The sequence below is a fragment of the Vibrio sp. Isolate30 genome (genome assembly GCF_022397975.1).
GTDB classification, from domain to species: Bacteria; Pseudomonadota; Gammaproteobacteria; order Enterobacterales; family Vibrionaceae; genus Vibrio; species Vibrio fortis.
In genome coordinates, this window is the sequence record NZ_JAKEUS010000012.1 from 26,554 (window position 1) to 42,954 (window position 16,401).

At 44.9% G+C, this 16,401-nt stretch carries 16 protein-coding genes; 11 read left to right on the top strand and 5 right to left on the bottom strand.

What is annotated here, in order from left to right; genetic code table 11:
* The first annotated feature begins 10 nt into the window (after positions 1-10).
* The 4 genes from lolA to L1D60_RS20500 all read left to right on the top strand — a co-directional run bounded on the left by lolA (position 11) and on the right by L1D60_RS20500 (position 3,906).
* A complete protein-coding gene (lolA, locus tag L1D60_RS20485) occupies positions 11-607 on the top strand; it encodes an outer membrane lipoprotein chaperone LolA (RefSeq protein ID WP_239842721.1) in 597 nt (198 codons plus the stop codon).
* Positions 608-650: 43 nt separating this feature from the next.
* On the top strand, positions 651-2,000 hold the full coding sequence (locus L1D60_RS20490) for a replication-associated recombination protein A (protein WP_239842722.1): 1,350 nt from the start codon (positions 651-653) through the stop codon (positions 1,998-2,000).
* 143 nt (positions 2,001-2,143) lie between these two features.
* Positions 2,144-3,451 carry a serine--tRNA ligase gene (serS, locus tag L1D60_RS20495; protein ID WP_032552084.1) on the top strand — a complete coding sequence of 436 codons (1,308 nt, stop codon included), beginning with the start codon at positions 2,144-2,146 and terminating at the stop codon, positions 3,449-3,451.
* 188 nt (positions 3,452-3,639) lie between these two features.
* Positions 3,640-3,906 carry a DksA/TraR family C4-type zinc finger protein gene (locus tag L1D60_RS20500; RefSeq protein WP_239842723.1) on the top strand — a complete coding sequence of 89 codons (267 nt, stop codon included), beginning with the start codon at positions 3,640-3,642 and terminating at the stop codon, positions 3,904-3,906.
* A 104-nt stretch (positions 3,907-4,010) separates the two neighbouring features.
* Here the strand turns inward: L1D60_RS20500 and bioA are convergent, their stop codons facing one another.
* A complete protein-coding gene (bioA, locus tag L1D60_RS20505) occupies positions 4,011-5,288 on the bottom strand; it encodes an adenosylmethionine--8-amino-7-oxononanoate transaminase (RefSeq protein WP_239842724.1) in 1,278 nt (425 codons plus the stop codon).
* Positions 5,289-5,449: 161 nt separating this feature from the next.
* Between bioA and bioB the strand changes: the two genes are divergently transcribed.
* The 4 genes from bioB to bioD are packed head-to-tail and all read left to right on the top strand — an operon-like array spanning position 5,450 to position 9,136.
* Entirely contained in the window at positions 5,450-6,502 is a 1,053-nt protein-coding gene (gene bioB, locus L1D60_RS20510) for a biotin synthase BioB (protein ID WP_032552087.1), read from the top strand.
* Positions 6,489-7,652 (top strand): 8-amino-7-oxononanoate synthase, encoded by a 1,164-nt coding sequence (bioF, locus tag L1D60_RS20515; RefSeq protein WP_239842725.1) that lies wholly within the window; start codon positions 6,489-6,491, stop codon positions 7,650-7,652. The genes bioB and bioF overlap by 14 nt, the downstream gene beginning before the upstream one ends.
* On the top strand, positions 7,653-8,456 hold the full coding sequence (bioC, locus tag L1D60_RS20520; protein ID WP_239842726.1) for a malonyl-ACP O-methyltransferase BioC: 804 nt from the start codon (positions 7,653-7,655) through the stop codon (positions 8,454-8,456).
* On the top strand, positions 8,453-9,136 hold the full coding sequence (bioD, locus tag L1D60_RS20525) for a dethiobiotin synthase (RefSeq protein ID WP_239842727.1): 684 nt from the start codon (positions 8,453-8,455) through the stop codon (positions 9,134-9,136). The genes bioC and bioD overlap by 4 nt, the downstream gene beginning before the upstream one ends.
* A gap of 122 nt (positions 9,137-9,258) precedes the next feature.
* Here the strand turns inward: bioD and L1D60_RS20530 are convergent, their stop codons facing one another.
* Positions 9,259-9,426: a hypothetical protein gene (locus L1D60_RS20530; RefSeq protein WP_167332347.1), complete on the bottom strand. Its 168-nt coding sequence runs from the start codon at positions 9,424-9,426 to the stop codon at positions 9,259-9,261.
* Positions 9,427-9,701: 275 nt separating this feature from the next.
* Between L1D60_RS20530 and htpX the strand changes: the two genes are divergently transcribed.
* The gene (gene htpX, locus L1D60_RS20535) at positions 9,702-10,565 is read left to right on the top strand and encodes a protease HtpX (RefSeq protein ID WP_032552091.1); all 864 of its coding nucleotides are present in this window, start codon (positions 9,702-9,704) and stop codon (positions 10,563-10,565) included.
* A gap of 248 nt (positions 10,566-10,813) precedes the next feature.
* Here the strand turns inward: htpX and purB are convergent, their stop codons facing one another.
* The 3 genes from purB to mnmA all read right to left on the bottom strand — a co-directional run bounded on the left by purB (position 10,814) and on the right by mnmA (position 14,104).
* A complete protein-coding gene (purB, locus tag L1D60_RS20540; RefSeq protein ID WP_117234328.1) occupies positions 10,814-12,184 on the bottom strand; it encodes an adenylosuccinate lyase in 1,371 nt (456 codons plus the stop codon).
* A gap of 142 nt (positions 12,185-12,326) precedes the next feature.
* Positions 12,327-12,944 (bottom strand): high frequency lysogenization protein HflD, encoded by a 618-nt coding sequence (gene hflD, locus L1D60_RS20545; protein WP_032552093.1) that lies wholly within the window; start codon positions 12,942-12,944, stop codon positions 12,327-12,329.
* Between the two features lie 23 nt (positions 12,945-12,967).
* On the bottom strand, positions 12,968-14,104 hold the full coding sequence (gene mnmA, locus L1D60_RS20550; RefSeq protein ID WP_152469003.1) for a tRNA 2-thiouridine(34) synthase MnmA: 1,137 nt from the start codon (positions 14,102-14,104) through the stop codon (positions 12,968-12,970).
* Positions 14,105-14,308: 204 nt separating this feature from the next.
* Between mnmA and L1D60_RS20555 the strand changes: the two genes are divergently transcribed.
* Together L1D60_RS20555 and L1D60_RS20560 are read left to right on the top strand one after the other, a co-directional pair.
* Entirely contained in the window at positions 14,309-14,578 is a 270-nt protein-coding gene (locus L1D60_RS20555; RefSeq protein WP_032552095.1) for a hypothetical protein, read from the top strand.
* A 102-nt stretch (positions 14,579-14,680) separates the two neighbouring features.
* On the top strand, positions 14,681-15,985 hold the full coding sequence (locus L1D60_RS20560) for an inosine/guanosine kinase (protein ID WP_239842728.1): 1,305 nt from the start codon (positions 14,681-14,683) through the stop codon (positions 15,983-15,985).
* The last annotated feature ends 416 nt before the right edge of the window (positions 15,986-16,401 follow it).

The window sequence follows — 16,401 nt, forward strand, 5'->3', positions numbered from 1 at the left end:
AGGATAATTAATGAAAAAAGCACTCGCACTTCTATTTATGAGTTTTTCCGTGTTCGCTTCACCAAAGGAAGAACTGAGCAACCGATTAGCGCTAAACGCAGGTTTTAGTGCCGATTTCAAACAGGTTGTCACAAGCCCTGATGGCGATATTGTCATGGAAGGAGAGGGCACAGTTGAAATAGCGCGCCCAAGCCTATTCCGTTGGGAAACGACTTTCCCAGATGAAAACCTCTTGGTCTCTGATGGCCAAAGCCTTTGGTACTACAGCCCATTCATTGAGCAAGTCAGTATTTACTGGCAAGAGCAAGCAACGGCGCAAACACCATTTGTATTGCTTACTCGCAACCAACAGAGTGATTGGGATAACTACGATGTAACCCAATCGGGTAATCAGTTTACGCTGAAGCCAACGGCGGTTGATTCGAATCAAGGGGATTTCCAAATTCAGATCAACGACAAAGGCATCGTTCAAGGGTTTAATGTTATTGAACAGGACGGTCAAAAAGGTGAGTTCACATTTAGTAATGTCGAGCTTGGTAAGCCAGGCAGTGATCGTTTTACATTCGTCGCTCCAGAAGGTGTCGAAGTTGACGACCAAAGAAACTGATTCTTTGATATCGTCCATTTAATCGCGAATCAAGAGATAGCCATTGAGTAATTACAGTTTAGACTTTTCGGGGGACGAAGATTTTCGTCCCCTTGCTGCTCGTATGAGACCAGAAACCGTCGAGCAGTACATCGGTCAACAGCATATTCTGGGACCCGGTAAACCTCTGCGTCGAGCGCTTGAAGCCGGGCATATTCACTCCATGATTTTATGGGGGCCTCCGGGTACCGGAAAGACGACTTTGGCTGAAGTGGCTGCCAATTACGCCAATGCTGAAGTTGAGCGTGTGTCAGCGGTTACCTCAGGTGTGAAAGACATTCGTGTCGCGATTGATAAAGCGCGTGAAAATAAGCAAGCTGGACGTCGAACTATTTTGTTTGTAGATGAGGTACATAGGTTTAACAAAAGCCAACAAGATGCATTCTTGCCACACATCGAAGATGGCACAGTTACCTTTATTGGAGCGACGACAGAAAACCCGTCTTTTGAACTCAATAACGCTTTGTTGTCGAGAGCGCGTGTTTACAAACTGACTTCTCTCAACACGGATGATATCTCGCTTGTTATCCGTCAAGCCATTGAAGATAAACAGCGTGGTTTAGGTGATGTAAGTGCCCACTTTGCTGACAATGTACTTGATCGTTTAGCGGAGCTAGTGAATGGCGACGCTCGCATGTCACTGAATTATCTTGAGCTTCTATACGACATGGCCGAAGACGACGACAAAGGTCGTAAGTCGATTACGCTTCAACTGTTAGCAGAAGTCGCTGGTGAAAAAGTGGCTCGTTTCGATAATAAAGGTGATATTTGGTACGACTTGATTTCGGCTGTGCATAAGTCGATACGAGGCTCAAACCCAGATGCGGCGCTGTATTGGTCGGCGCGCATGATTGCTGCTGGCTGCGATCCTTTGTATATCGTGAGACGTTTGTTAGCGATTGCATCGGAAGATATCGGCAATGCAGATCCAAGAGCAATGCAAGTTGCCATTTCGGCTTGGGATTGCTTTACTCGTATTGGTCCTGCAGAAGGTGAACGAGCGATTGCACAAGCGGTTGTCTATCTTGCGTGTGCGCCAAAGAGCAACGCTGTTTATACCGCGTGGAAGCAGGCGCTCACTGATGCGCATAACTTACCCGAATACGAAGTGCCTCATCATTTAAGAAATGCACCAACAAGTTTGATGAAGGACATGGGCTACGGGCAAGAATATCGTTATGCTCATGACGAACCTGGTGCCTACGCTGCGGGTGAAAAGTATCTGCCGCCTGAAATGGGCGAGCGACAATACTATTACCCAACAAAACGAGGCTTAGAGACCAAGATTGGCGAAAAGCTAGATTATCTGGCGGATTTGGACGCAAAAAGCCCACAAAAACGCTATGAAAACTAGCCTTTTTTGGATATCTTAACCTAGTCATAAAATTCAGATTAAATCGTTAAAAAATGATGAAATAATCATCAGTTTTGGCGGTTTAGTGGTGTTTCAGTGGTCAAGCTACTGAATATTCAAATAACTAAAGCATAGGATTAGCAATGCTGGATTCTAAATTACTTCGAGCTGAGCTGGATGAAACAGCGGCAAAATTAGCACGTCGAGGCTTTGACCTTGATGTAGAGACAATTCGTGAACTTGAAGAAAAACGTAAGTCCCTTCAAATGAAAACTGAAGAACTGCAAGCGTTACGTAACTCTCGCTCGAAGTCCATTGGTCAAGCAAAAGCGAAAGGCGATCACGAAGAAGCTGAACGCATCCTTGCGGAAGTAGGTAACCTAGGTTCTGAACTAGACGCAGCTAAAGTTGCACTTGCTGACCTTCAAGGCGAACTTGAAGCGATCACTATGGCGATTCCAAACCTGCCAGACGAGTCAGTACCAGCAGGTAAAGACGAAGATGACAACGTAGAAATTTCTCGTTGGGGTGAGCCAAAGACTTACGACTTCGAAGTAAAAGATCATGTTGATCTTGGTGAGCTTTCTGGTGGTCTTGATTTCGCAAGCGCGGTTAAGATTTCAGGTTCTCGCTTCATCGTAATGAAGGGTAAATTTGCGCGTCTACACCGTGCAATCGCTCAGTTCATGCTAGACCTTCACACTGATGAGCACGGTTATACAGAAATGTACGTACCGTACCTAGTGAACCACGATAGCCTATACGGTACTGGTCAACTACCTAAGTTTGGTGAAGACCTATTCCACACAAGCCCGCTAACAGAGCAAGTAAGTGACGTTCCTCTTAAGAAACTATCGCTTATCCCTACTGCGGAAGTACCAGTAACTAACCTTGTTCGCGATACCATTACGGAAGAAGCTGAACTGCCACTTAAGATGACAGCTCACACGCCTTGTTTCCGTTCTGAAGCAGGTTCTTACGGTCGTGATACTCGTGGTCTTATCCGTATGCACCAGTTCGACAAAGTTGAGCTTGTACAGATCACTAAGCCAGAAGATTCAATGGCAGCACTAGAAGAGCTAACAGGTCACGCTGAGAAAGTACTTCAACTTCTAGAGCTTCCTTACCGTAAAGTAGTTCTATGTACTGGTGATATGGGCTTCGGCGCTGCGAAAACTTACGATCTAGAAGTATGGGTTCCAGCACAAGAGACTTACCGTGAAATCTCTTCTTGTTCAAACATGTGGGACTTCCAAGCTCGTCGTATGCAAGCTCGTTTCCGTCGTAAAGGCGAGAAAAAACCTGAGCTAGTACACACACTAAACGGTTCTGGTCTTGCTGTAGGTCGTACAATGGTTGCGATTCTAGAGAACAACCAAGAAGCAGATGGCCGTATCGCAATCCCAACAGTACTTCAGAAGTACATGGGTGGCGTAACGCACATCGGTTAATCGTCTAGCTTTTGAATTGAAAACCCAGCCTAAGTGCTGGGTTTTTTATTGCCCGAATCTAGTCATTGTTACAATTAGGTAATAGTTATTTGCTCATGCGCTAGATTATATCCAATAGATATTGTTCGTATAATGGTCGCCTACCGCGGTAGGAATTGATTTTCTCATTCAGATATTGAGGAGGGCATATGGCTGTAGGATGGGCAGGCGACGATAGCGTTAGCCAGCAAATTCAAGATACGATTTCCGATGAGATCTCTCGTGTTAGAGGGAACATTAAAATCGGAGAGAGTGCTCATTACTGTGATGAGTGCGGTGATGAGATCCCTGAAAAAAGACGACTCGCGATACAGGGAGTACGTATGTGTATTGAGTGCCAATCGATGTTAGAGCACTCTGCGCATCAGCATGCACCTTATAATCGTCGAGCAAGCAAAGACAGTCAGTTGCGATAGTTGTAGTTACAGCAACTGCGTCACTAGGTAGTTAGTAGGGTAGTGGTATGAATGGTTGTTCAGCTTTGAAACCATTCATACCCGATTGGTGGGTGCAATACTTGCTATTGGAAACATTCTGGTCGTTGGAGTGCGCTATCAATGGCGGAGACCAATTGCTCGATATGATGTGCTTCACTGATAAACGGAGGCATCATATAGATCAACTTGCCAAAAGGTCTGATCCAAACCCCTTGTTCAACAAAGTGCGCCTGTATCAGCTCCATATCAACAGGGGTATGAGTTTCTACTACACCAATCGCCCCTAACCAACGTACATCTTTGACCAACGAATGTCGCTTGAGTTTTGGAAGCATCTTTGAGAACAGCGATTCGATTTGTTGCGTCTGTGACTGCCAATCACCCTGTTCGATTAACCCAAGGCTTGCCGCCCCAACAGCGCACGCAAGCGGATTCCCCATAAATGTTGGACCATGCATAAAGCACCCAGCTTCACCGCCGCAAACCGTATCGGCAACATCTTTGCTCGCAAGCGTCGCCGAAAGAGTCATATACCCTCCCGTTAATGCTTTGCCGACACATAGAATGTCCGGTTGAATATCGGCATGTTCACAAGCAAATAACTTACCTGTACGACCAAAGCCGGTGGCAATCTCGTCAAGAATCAAGAGCACGTTGAATTCGTCACACAGTGCTCTCACTTGCTTCAAAAACTCCGGGTGGTAAATACGCATGCCGCCTGCACCCTGAACAATGGGCTCTAAGATCACAGCGGCAACCTCTTGATGGTGTGCACTCAGTTTTTCTTTAAAGCTGTTGATATCATCAGGGTTCCATTCATCCCAGAACCCCGTTTTTGGCGAAGCGGCGAAGACATGTTCTGGTAGGAACCCTTTGTACAGGCTATGCATTGAGTTTTCTGGATCAGTAACCGACATCGCAGCGAACGTATCACCATGATAGCCATCTCTTAACGTTAAGAACTTGGAGCGTGGTTGGCCTTTTGCGTGCCAATACTGCAATGCCATCTTTAAACTCACTTCAACCGCTACGGATCCTGAGTCAGCCAAAAATACATGTTCTAAATTGCTTGGTGCGAGATTGAGGAGCTTCTTACATAGATCAATTGCAGGTTGGTGAGTGATACCACCGAACATCACATGTGACACCTTGTCGATTTGGCTGTGCGCAGCTTTATTTAGCACGGGATGATTGTATCCGTGGATGGTAGACCACCAAGAAGACATGCCATCAATGACTCGCTTTCCATCTTCCATTTCCAATAAAACACCCTCGGCTCCAACAACGGGGTAGCAGGTCAGAGGTGTGAGAGTCGAAGTGTAGGGATGCCAGATGTGCTGGCGATCAAAGGCGAGATCCATAGCAATTTCCATGTGTAATTTGATTAAAAAATAACCAATTGTAAACTTTTGTTTTTATCAATGTGTTGACAGTCTAAAGCTTGTCGGTAGACTAGCCAAGCATAAATGCAAAACCTCAAAGTGGATTTGCGCAAAATAAGATAAAAGAAAAGGATCGACACGTGGAAGTTCGTCATAACTGGACAGTAGCTGAAGTAAAGGCTCTGCTTGAAAAACCGTTTATGGATTTGATGTTTGAAGCTCAACTCGTTCATAGACAGTACCAACTGCATAACCATGTGCAGGTGAGTACCCTTCTTTCTATTAAAACCGGTGCTTGTCCAGAAGACTGTAAATACTGTCCACAAAGTGCACACTACCGCACTGACGTTGATAAAGAGCGCTTAATGGAAGTTGAGCGTGTACTTGATGCGGCTCAGAAAGCGAAAAACGCAGGCTCTACGCGTTTCTGTATGGGAGCTGCATGGAAGAACCCGAAAGAGCGTGATATGCCTCATCTAACAGAGATGATCAAAGGCGTAAAAGGTATGGGTCTAGAGACGTGTATGACGCTAGGTATGTTAACACCAGAGCAAGCCGGTGAGTTGGCAGACGCTGGTTTGGACTACTACAACCACAACCTTGATACCTCTCCAGAGTTTTACGGCAGCATTATTACTACTCGTACTTATCAAGATCGTCTAGATACGTTATCTCACGTTCGTGATGCAGGCATGAAGATCTGTTCAGGCGGTATTATTGGTATGGGTGAAAGCACCAATGACCGTGCCGGTCTGCTTGTCGAGTTGGCTAACCTACCTGTTCACCCTGAGAGTGTGCCAATTAACATGTTAGTGAAAGTAAAAGGCACCCCGATGGAAAACGTCGATGATGTTGAATCTTTCGACTTTATCAAGCTCATCGCAATTGCTCGTATCATGATGCCGAAATCTGCGGTTCGCCTATCTGCTGGTCGTGAAAACATGAACGAACAGATGCAAGCAATGTGCTTCATGGCGGGTGCAAACTCTATCTTCTACGGTTGCAAACTGCTAACAACGCCAAACCCAGATGAAGATACAGATATGCAGCTATTTAAAAAGCTGGGTATCAACAGTCAAGAAGTGGCTCAAAAGCCAGACGAAATCCAAGAAAACGAACTGTTAGATCAAGTTGTAGAGCGCGTTGCGGCTCGTCCAACGAAAGATGACATGTTCTACGATGCCAGCGTTTAATTCTCGTATTCAAAAAGCCCTTACTGATCGCCTTCAGCAAGGGCTCAACCGTCAGATTAATGTGCTTAATCCGGTCGGTCGCTCTGAAATTGAGCTGGGTTCGAAGGTATACAGTAACTTTTCTAGCAACGACTATTTAGGCTTGGCGAATGATCCAGAGCTCGTGTCAGCTTGGAAAGACGGACTGAGTCAATACGGTGCGGGTAGTGGTGCTTCACCACTGGTGACAGGCTTTAGTGCAGCACATCAGAATCTAGAGTCGCAGCTATGCGAATGGTTAGGCTATGAGCGTGCGATTCTGTTTAGCTCTGGCTTTGGCGCCAATCAGGCGTTGCTGTTTTCCCTTCTCGATAAAAACGACACTCTCATTCAAGACCGTTTGAATCACGCTTCTCTAATGGAAGCGGGGGCGTTGTCGCCTGCAAGAATGAAACGCTTCAAGCACAACGATGTTGATCATTTGGCTTCGCAGCTTACTGTTTCAGAAAATGCGTTGGTGGTAACTGAAGGCGTCTTTAGTATGGATGGCGATCAGGCTCCTTTGAACGAGATTGCAAAGCAGACCCACCAACATGATGCTTGGTTAGCAGTCGATGATGCTCATGGTATTGGCGTCTTGGGTGATTATGGCGCTGGGAGTTGCGCAGCCGCGGGTGTTAAGCCTGAATTACTCGTGGTGACATTTGGTAAAGCGTTTGGCTTATCTGGCGCTGCGATTCTTTGTAGTAAAGAAGTTGGAGACTACTTAACCCAGTTCGCAAGACATCATGTCTACTCAACGGCGATACCTCCGGCTCAAGCCTACGCATTGAGTACTGCGTGTCGAATGATACAGAGCCAACAGTGGCGTCGAGATAAGCTAAGCGAGCTACAGGCGATTTATCATGAAGGTATGAAAGAGCTAACGGGTTATGTTGAAACCAATACACCGATAAAGCCATTTGTGGTCGGTCAGTCAGAGCATGCCATTAGCATTGCAAACCGAATGAAAGAGAGTGGTATTTGGATGACCGCGATTCGTCCGCCGACGGTACCGGTAGGGACTGCTCGTCTTAGAATCACGTTGACTGCCAATCACAGCCCAGAGCAAGTGTCCCAGCTGACTCATTCGTTAAAAAGCGCGCTACAAGCGCAACGTGAGGTAGAGTAAATGTCACAGCAAGCCGTCGTAGATAATTACACTGTCCAAGATAAAAAGGCGATTGCAGATGCCTTCGGAAAAGCTGCTAAAAATTACGATAAACATGCTGAGTTTCAGCGTGATGTAGGTCAGCGCCTTCTGGAGAAGCTACCTAACGATCTATCCGGTTATCAGGTATTAGATTTAGGATGTGGCACGGGCTACTTCTCTCAGTTACTCGTCGAAAGAGGTGCAACTGTTATTTGTGCTGATTTGTCATTAGGCATGTTAGAACAGGCCAAGCAAAGATGTGGAAATGGAGTCTTTGCTTATCAGCAAGCGGATGCTGAAGCTTTGCCATTTGAGGATGATCGCTTTGATTTGGTGTTCTCTAGTCTGGCTCTACAATGGTGTGATGATCTCTCCATACCATTGCGAGAAATGAAAAGAGTGACACGCCAGGGGGGCTCAATCGCTTTCTCCACCTTGTTAGACGGTTCTCTGGTTGAGTTGAAAAAGGCGTGGAGTAAAATTGACTCACATCAACACGTCAACCACTTTATTACCGCCAATCAGGTAAAAATTGCGTTAGCGCAATCTAGCTGCTCGCACCATCAACTAGACTTGCCCTCCATCACAGTATGGTACGATTCAGCGTTTGAATTGATGCGCGACCTTAAGGGGATTGGTGCCAACCACGTAAGTGGTCGCTCACAAGGTCTGACCAGCAGAAGAATGCTGCAGCTTGTTGAGCAAGAGTATCGAACATTTCAAAACCATCAAGGTTTCTTACCAGCAACATATCAAGTTTGTTTAGGGGTTATTCAATTATGATTGATGCATTATTTATTGCAGGTACGGATACCGAAGTGGGCAAAACCGTGGTTTCAAAAGCGATCTTACAAGCTTTTGCCGCAAAAGAGTTATCAACAATTGGCTACAAGCCAGTTGCCGCAGGCTGCGAGCAATATCCAGAAGGCGCGCGCAATAGTGACGCTCTTCACCTACAAGAAGCAGCGACACAAGATATTGATTACGATGATGTTAATCCGTATGCATTGATGCTTCCAGCGTCACCACATATCGCTGCTAAGCGCGATGGCGTGGTAATTGATGAAGCGGTGCTTTCTCAAAAACTGGAACAACATAAGCAGAATTCAGACTTCGTGTTAGTTGAGGGCGCTGGTGGCTGGCGTGTGCCAGTATCTGACGATGAGTGCCTATCGAACTGGGTTAAGAAAGAGCAGCTTCCAGTGGTTCTGACGGTTGGTATTAAGCTTGGTTGTTTGAGCCATGCTCTACTAACTGCAGAAGCGATTCGTGCAGACGGCCTAAACCTAGTCGGTTGGGTGGCTAACCGCATTAATCCGGGCACTGAACATTACGCAGATATTATTGCGATGCTGGAAGACAAGCTAGGTGCACCAAAACTGGGGGAGATCCCTTACGTACCAAAAGCGAAGTCTAAGAATATTGGTAAGTACATCAATGTGGAACCATTGATGGCGCTATAACGACAACATCGTCGGTTATGACCATAGAAAATTGAAAAGGGCTGCAAAAATGCAGCCCTTTCGTTTATCTGTCGATCTCTTAAGCCAGTAGATCTTTAGAACAGTAGGTCAAGCAAGCAGTATTAGTGGTCTTTTGTTAGACCCATTAACGCTTGTTGTGTCTCTGTAATATTATTTTGTGCCGCTTCTGGCGTCACGATACCAATCTGTTTCTTCGCTTCTTCTTCAGTGATACCTAAGTGACAACACAGTAAATCAATAGCCATTTGAGTGTTAGTACCTTCAACCATGATCCTTTCCTTTTGTTACTCGGACTAGCCAATAAATCATCTAGGCACACTGTAAACGGATCAGTCGATGTTCTCTATACGACTTAGGTCTAATGCCAAAGTCTTAATCGAATACGGTCTAGTAATTAAATGTTGCAATTTAATGCTTAACCTTGTTTTCTAATTCTTAGACTATATGTATAAGTTAATAGAAGTGTTCAAAGCGAGACATTCACTTGTTCGCTTTGTCTATAATGATAAATTTTTATAAAACAGCTTTCATGCGGAGATAAGTAATGAAGCGAGTAATGTTGTTCCTTGCAACCAACTTAGCGGTTGTATTGGTACTAAGTGTTGTTCTTAATATTGTATATGCTGTAACGGGGATGCAGCCAGGCAGCCTTTCTGGATTGCTCGTGATGGCTGCCGTATTCGGTTTCGGTGGTTCTTTCATTTCTTTGATGATGTCAAAAGGAATGGCTCTGCGTTCTGTTGGCGGTATGGTGATTGAGAGCCCTCGCAATGAAACAGAACATTGGTTGATGGAAACGGTAAGCCGCCAAGCCCAACAAGTAGGTATCGGCATGCCAACAGTCGCTATCTATGATTCACCAGACATTAACGCATTTGCTACTGGTGCAAAACGTGACGATTCGCTGGTTGCGGTATCAACAGGTCTACTACACAGCATGACTCGTGACGAAGCCGAAGCAGTACTTGCTCATGAAGTTAGCCACATCGCAAATGGTGACATGGTGACAATGACGCTGATGCAAGGCGTTGTGAACACCTTTGTTATCTTCCTGTCTCGCTTTATCGCGAACATCGTTGCTTCTAACGACAACGAAGAAGAGGGTGGTAGCAATATGATGGTTTATTTCGGTGTGTCTATGGTGCTTGAGCTAATCTTTGGCTTCCTAGCAAGCTTCATCACGATGTGGTACAGCCGTCACCGTGAATTCCACGCAGACGCAGGCGCAGCTCGCTTAGTCGGTAAAGAAAAGATGATTGCAGCCCTAGAGCGTCTAAAAGTGAGCCATGAGCCACAGCTTGAAGGCTCAATGATGGCATTTGGTATCAACGGTAAGAAATCACTTAGTGAGCTACTTATGAGCCACCCACCGCTAGACAAGCGTATCGCGTCTCTACGCAACATGTAATCTTAAATAGATTCACGATGAAAAGGCTTCCTACATGGAAGCCTTTTTTTATTGCTGAATCAATAGGGATGTATATAGGTGAATACTCTACTTTGGCGTAGCCGCTGGTTTTTGCTTGAGCTTTATTTTCTATTAATAGCGGGGCGAAGTTGTGGGCGTGCTATTTAATATTACGAGTCGAGCACAATCGAATAGATACAAAAAAGGCTTCCACTCGGGAAGCCTTCTCATATTATTCGAATTTCGAATTACAGCTTGTCAGTCAGCTCGATTGCTTGACCGATGTAGTTAGCTGGCGTCATCTCTTTCAGACGTGCTTTCTCGTGCTCTGGAAGCTCAAGACCGTCGATGAAGTTACGCATTGCTTCGCCATCTACGCGCTTACCACGAGTTAGCTCTTTAAGCTTCTCGTATGGTTTCTCGATACCGTAACGACGCATTACCGTTTGTACAGGTTCAGCTAGAACTTCCCAGTTTTGGTCTAGTTCTGCTAGTAGAGCATCACGGTTAACTTCTAGCTTGCTAATGCCTTTCAGAGTTGAAGTGTATGCAATGATAGCGTAGCCAACACCAACACCTAGGTTACGAAGAACTGTAGAGTCAGTAAGGTCACGCTGCCAACGAGAAATAGGTAGTTTCTGTGCTAGGTGGCCGAATACTGCGTTAGCAAGACCTAGGTTACCTTCAGAGTTCTCAAAGTCGATAGGGTTAACTTTGTGAGGCATTGTTGATGAACCGATTTCACCAGCAATTGTCTTCTGCTTGAAGTGACCTAGAGCGATGTAGCCCCAAACGTCACGGTCAAAGTCGATTAGAATTGTGTTGAAACGTGCAACTGCATCGAATAGCTCAGCGATGTAATCATGCGGTTCGATTTGAGTTGTGTATGGGTTCCAAGTTACACCTAGAGATTCAGTGATGAACTCTTCAGAGAACTGGTGCCAATCTACTTCTGGGTAAGCAGAAAGGTGAGCGTTGTAGTTACCTACAGCGCCGTTGATCTTACCTAGGATCTCAACGTTAGCGATCTGCTTGTATTGACGTTCCATACGGTACGCAACGTTTGCCATCTCTTTACCCATCGTTGATGGAGATGCTGGCTGACCGTGTGTACGAGATAGAAGAGGGATGTCGCGGTATTCAACAGCAAGTGCTTTGATAGCATCGATGATGTTTTGGATTTCAGGAAGAATAACTTCGTCACGAGCTTCTTTCAGCATTAGAGCGTGAGAAGTGTTGTTGATGTCTTCTGAAGTACAAGCAAAGTGGATGAACTCGTTTACAGCGTGAAGTTCAGGAACACCAGCTACTTTCTCTTTTAGGAAGTACTCAACCGCTTTAACGTCGTGGTTAGTTGTGCGCTCGATCTCTTTGATACGTGCTGCATCTTCTTCAGAGAAGTTTGCTGCTAGTTCATCTAGAAACTTGTTTGCTTCTGCACTGAATGCTGGTACTTCTGCGATTGCGTCTGTTGCCGCAAGCTTTTGTAGCCAACGAATTTCAACGATAGAGCGGTACTTTAGTAGACCAAACTCACTAAAGATGCTGCGAAGTGCAGTTGTCTTGCTTCCGTAACGGCCGTCTACTGGTGAAACAGCAGTCAATGCTGACAGTTCCATGGTGTTCTCCTGAATTGAGTTTCTAAATTTTGTGAGCTTTATACCAGTAACTTTGCAGTTTGTCACGCATATTGCGCAAACGTTTGCGTGAGGTTTATTTTGGTACAAAGAATAAGCTCGCGACAGTGCGCGAGCTGGTGTATTACATTCTTGCTAAGAGGATTTGAGCTTGCTCAACCATCTTCTTGCGTCCAAAGATTAGGTGGCGACGTTTGCCTCCCACTTGGCGCCAAAGAACGGCACTGCGAATTCCAGATAGAAGCAGCGCACGTACTTTATGTTGATTTGATGTTTGCTGTAGAACTGACGGTGTACCAGAAACCTGAATACGCGGGCCAATCGGGCTTACCACGTCAAGGTAGATACTTGCTAGGTTACTCACCATCTGCTCGTCGAATAGATCAAAGTGTTCAGCTTGGCGTTCTGCAGTTTGAATGCGATCGCCTAGTTGAGACATCGCATCGTTGCGACCTGACAACTTACGCTCAAGCGCCATCAAGCTAATGATGTAACGCGTGATATCGCTGCCAGCAGGAGTACTATCGATACCTTTTACTAGGCACTCTAAACCAAGCTTTAAGTTTGATTCGCGACCAAATACACCAACAGTATTTGCTGGATTGGTATTTAAGATCGCACTGAGTGAAGCTTCGAAGGCATCTTTATCACAATAGCCGTCTTTTGCTACCTGTTGCACCAAAGCGACAGCTTGGCAGATTCCAGCGAAAGCGATTGTACGGTCATAAAGTGTGTTGGCCACGTAGTAACTCCTAGTTCTTTTTATTAGATGCGTTTTTCGATGATGCCGCCACCAAGACAAACTTCACCTTGGTAGAATACTGCTGATTGACCCGGAGTCACTGCAATTTGAGGCTCGTCGAAGATAACCTTGATGTTCTCATCGTCAATTGGAATGATTGTACAAGGAATATCTGTTTGGCGGTAACGAGTTTTTACTGTGCACTTCAAAACATCGGTAATTGGTGCGCGGTCTACCCAATGCAGTTGCGACGCAATTAAACCTTCAGATTTTAGAAGAGGGTGGTCTTTACCTTGTACCGCAATCAATACGTTACGCTTAAGGTCTTTCTCACCAACAAACCATGGAGCTTCGTTGCCGCCACCGCCTTTAGTGCCACCAATATGTAGGCCTTTACGTTGACCAAGAGTGTGGTACATCAGACCGTTGTGCTTACCAATCACTTTGCCTTCTGGTGTTTCGATATCACCTGGCTGTGCTGGCAGGTATTTACCTAAGAATTCCGTGAACTTGCGCTCACCGATGAAGCAGATACCGGTTGAATCTTTCTTCTTAGCAGTGATTAGGTCTTGCTCTTCCGCAATTTTACGTACTTCTGGCTTCTCTAATTCACCCACTGGGAATAGGCTACGCGCAACTTGATCTGAGCTCAGTGTATATAGGAAGTAGCTTTGGTCTTTATTACTATCTAGACCACGAAGCATTTCAGGTTTTTTACCTGCATCTAGCTCTTCTTGTGTTGGGAAAGTACGACGAACATAGTGACCCATTGCAATGTAGTCTGCGTCTAATACTTCATCCGCAAATTCAAGGAAGGCTTTGAATTTAATTTCTTTGTTACAAAGAATGTCTGGGTTCGGTGTACGACCTGCTTTGTATTCAGCTAGGAAGTATTCGAATACGTTGTCCCAGTACTCTGCTGCAAAGTTGATAGTGTGAAGGTGGATACCTAGCTTATCACAAACCGCTTGCGCATCCGCAAGATCTTCAGCTGCCGTACAGTACTCTTCGTTATCGTCTTCTTCCCAGTTTTTCATGAAAAGGCCTTCTACCTGATAGCCTTGTTGCTGGAGAAGATACGCCGAAACTGACGAATCTACACCGCCGGACATACCGACAATTACTTTCTTTTGGCTGTTTCCAGAGCTGATATCTGACATGTCTAAACACCGTTACTATTACTTGGTCGCAGATTCTAACAGAAAGAGAAACAACGTGACAGATCCGAGACCGGAATCACAGTTTCTTTTGCACAAGAAGTGCGCTGTCTTTCAATGGGAATCTGATGAAAGCGAAGCGAGTCGCTAGGATGTCAGACCTATATGTGGCATAGTCGCTGAAAATCCAAGACCTGAGATAAAAAAATGTCTGAACAAGATGAATTTATGCAAGAAGAACAGTTGATTGAAATTATTGAGAATCAACTAGAAGATGGACAACCGATCAAGGTAAAAGAGACCTTAATGCGTCTGATGATGACAGGTCACTCTCGCGAAGATGCGATTGCAGCGATGGCATGTGCGCTTGCGATTGAAGTATTTGATGTCATGAAGAACAACGCTGAGTTCAACCAAAAGCGTTATGCAGAACATCTGGATATGTTGCCAGATCTAAGCTTTATGGAAGGCGAATAAAAAAATACCCATGCAAACGTTTGCTATAGTTTGAGTGATTGCCGCGCTAAATATAGCGCGGTAGAATCCGCCCCCTATTTCCCCTTGACTTAGACTAGCCTTATGAAATTTCCTGGACAACGTAAATCAAAGCACTATTTTCCGGTTCATGCTCGTGATCCATTAGTGAGCCAATCTCAGAACAGCAAAAAGATGTCTCGCACTCATATTATTGGTATTGACCAAACTTTGGTGGATATCGAAGCGAAAGTGAGTTCAGAATTAATTGAAAAGTACGGTTTAAGTAAAGGCCATTCGCTGGTTATCAATGACGAAGCTGCAGAATCTCTATACCAAGAGTTAAAAGAGCAGTGTCTTATTACTAATGAATACGCTGGTGGCACAATTGGTAATACGCTTCACAACTATTCTGTATTAGCTGATGATCGCTCGACACTACTGGGTGTAATGAGCCAAGACATTAAAATCGGCAGCTACGGCTACCGTTACCTGTGTAACACATCAAGCCGAATGGATCTGAACCATTTACAAGGGGTAGATGGCGCAATCGGTCGTTGCTTTGCTTTAATCACAGAAGATGGTGAACGTACCTTTGCAATCAGCGAAGGTCAAATGAACCAGCTAAATCCAGACAGCATTCCAGAGAAGATTTTTAAAAACGCATCTGCACTAGTGCTTACCGCATACCTTGTTCGCTGTAAGCCAGGTGACCCAATGCCTGAAGCGACGATGAAGGCGATTGAATACGCGAAGAAATATGATGTACCTGTAGTACTTACACTGGGTACAAAATTCGTTATACAAGACGATCCTGAGTTCTGGAAAGATTTCTTAGAGCAGCACGTTACTGTTGTCGCGATGAATGAAGATGAAGCAGAAGCACTAACGGGTGAAAGCGATCCGTTGGCAGCATCAGACAAGACGTTAGACTGGGTGGATTTAGTTTTGTGTACCGCAGGTCCTGTGGGTCTATTTATGGCCGGTTACACGGAAGAGGCTGCAAAGCGCGAAACGACATTGCCATTGCTACCGGGTTCTATTGCTGAGTTCAACCGCTTTGAATTTAGTCGTCCTGCGCACAAGGCATTGTGTGAGTCTCCAATTAAAGTGTACTCGCATATCGCACCATACATGGGCGGACCTGAAAAAATTAAGAATACTAACGGCGCAGGCGATGCCGCATTATCTGCGTTGCTACATGATATGGCTGCTAATAAGTACCATAAAGAGAACGTGCCAAATTCAAGTAAGCACCAACACTCGTTTTTGACTTACTCTTCGTTTTCACAAGTATGTAAATATTCAAACCGTGCAAGTTACGAAGTATTAGTTCAGCACTCTCCACGTTTATCTCGTGGTCTTCCAGAGCGAGAAGATAGCTTAGAAGAAGCGTACTGGGAGCGTTAATCTCTTTCGCTATTTAAAGTTGAATCGACTAAAAACCTCAAATCTAGTTTGAGGTTTTTTTATTTCTATTAATATTTGAATGTGTGATTTAGGTTTCAAATAGTCGATAGTCAAGCAGGTAATAGTAAGGGAAACCCCTCGTATTTTATTTGTGTAAGTGGTTGTCGAAAGTTCTTAAGAAAGGTCTCGAAATATTCGGCATGTATAATGCACAGATGATTATCATGTGCGTGTATATACATAATAATAATGAGACTATTACACAATGGGGCGGTTATTGATGAGAGCATTATTCGTTACAGGCAAAAATGGAACAGCATTCACAGGCATATATACTTTAGTATAACGCTGGATAAATTTCGTGTTTTTGGTAATTAACGTTGAACGTGATGAACCTGCTTATTCTCACTTGGGTC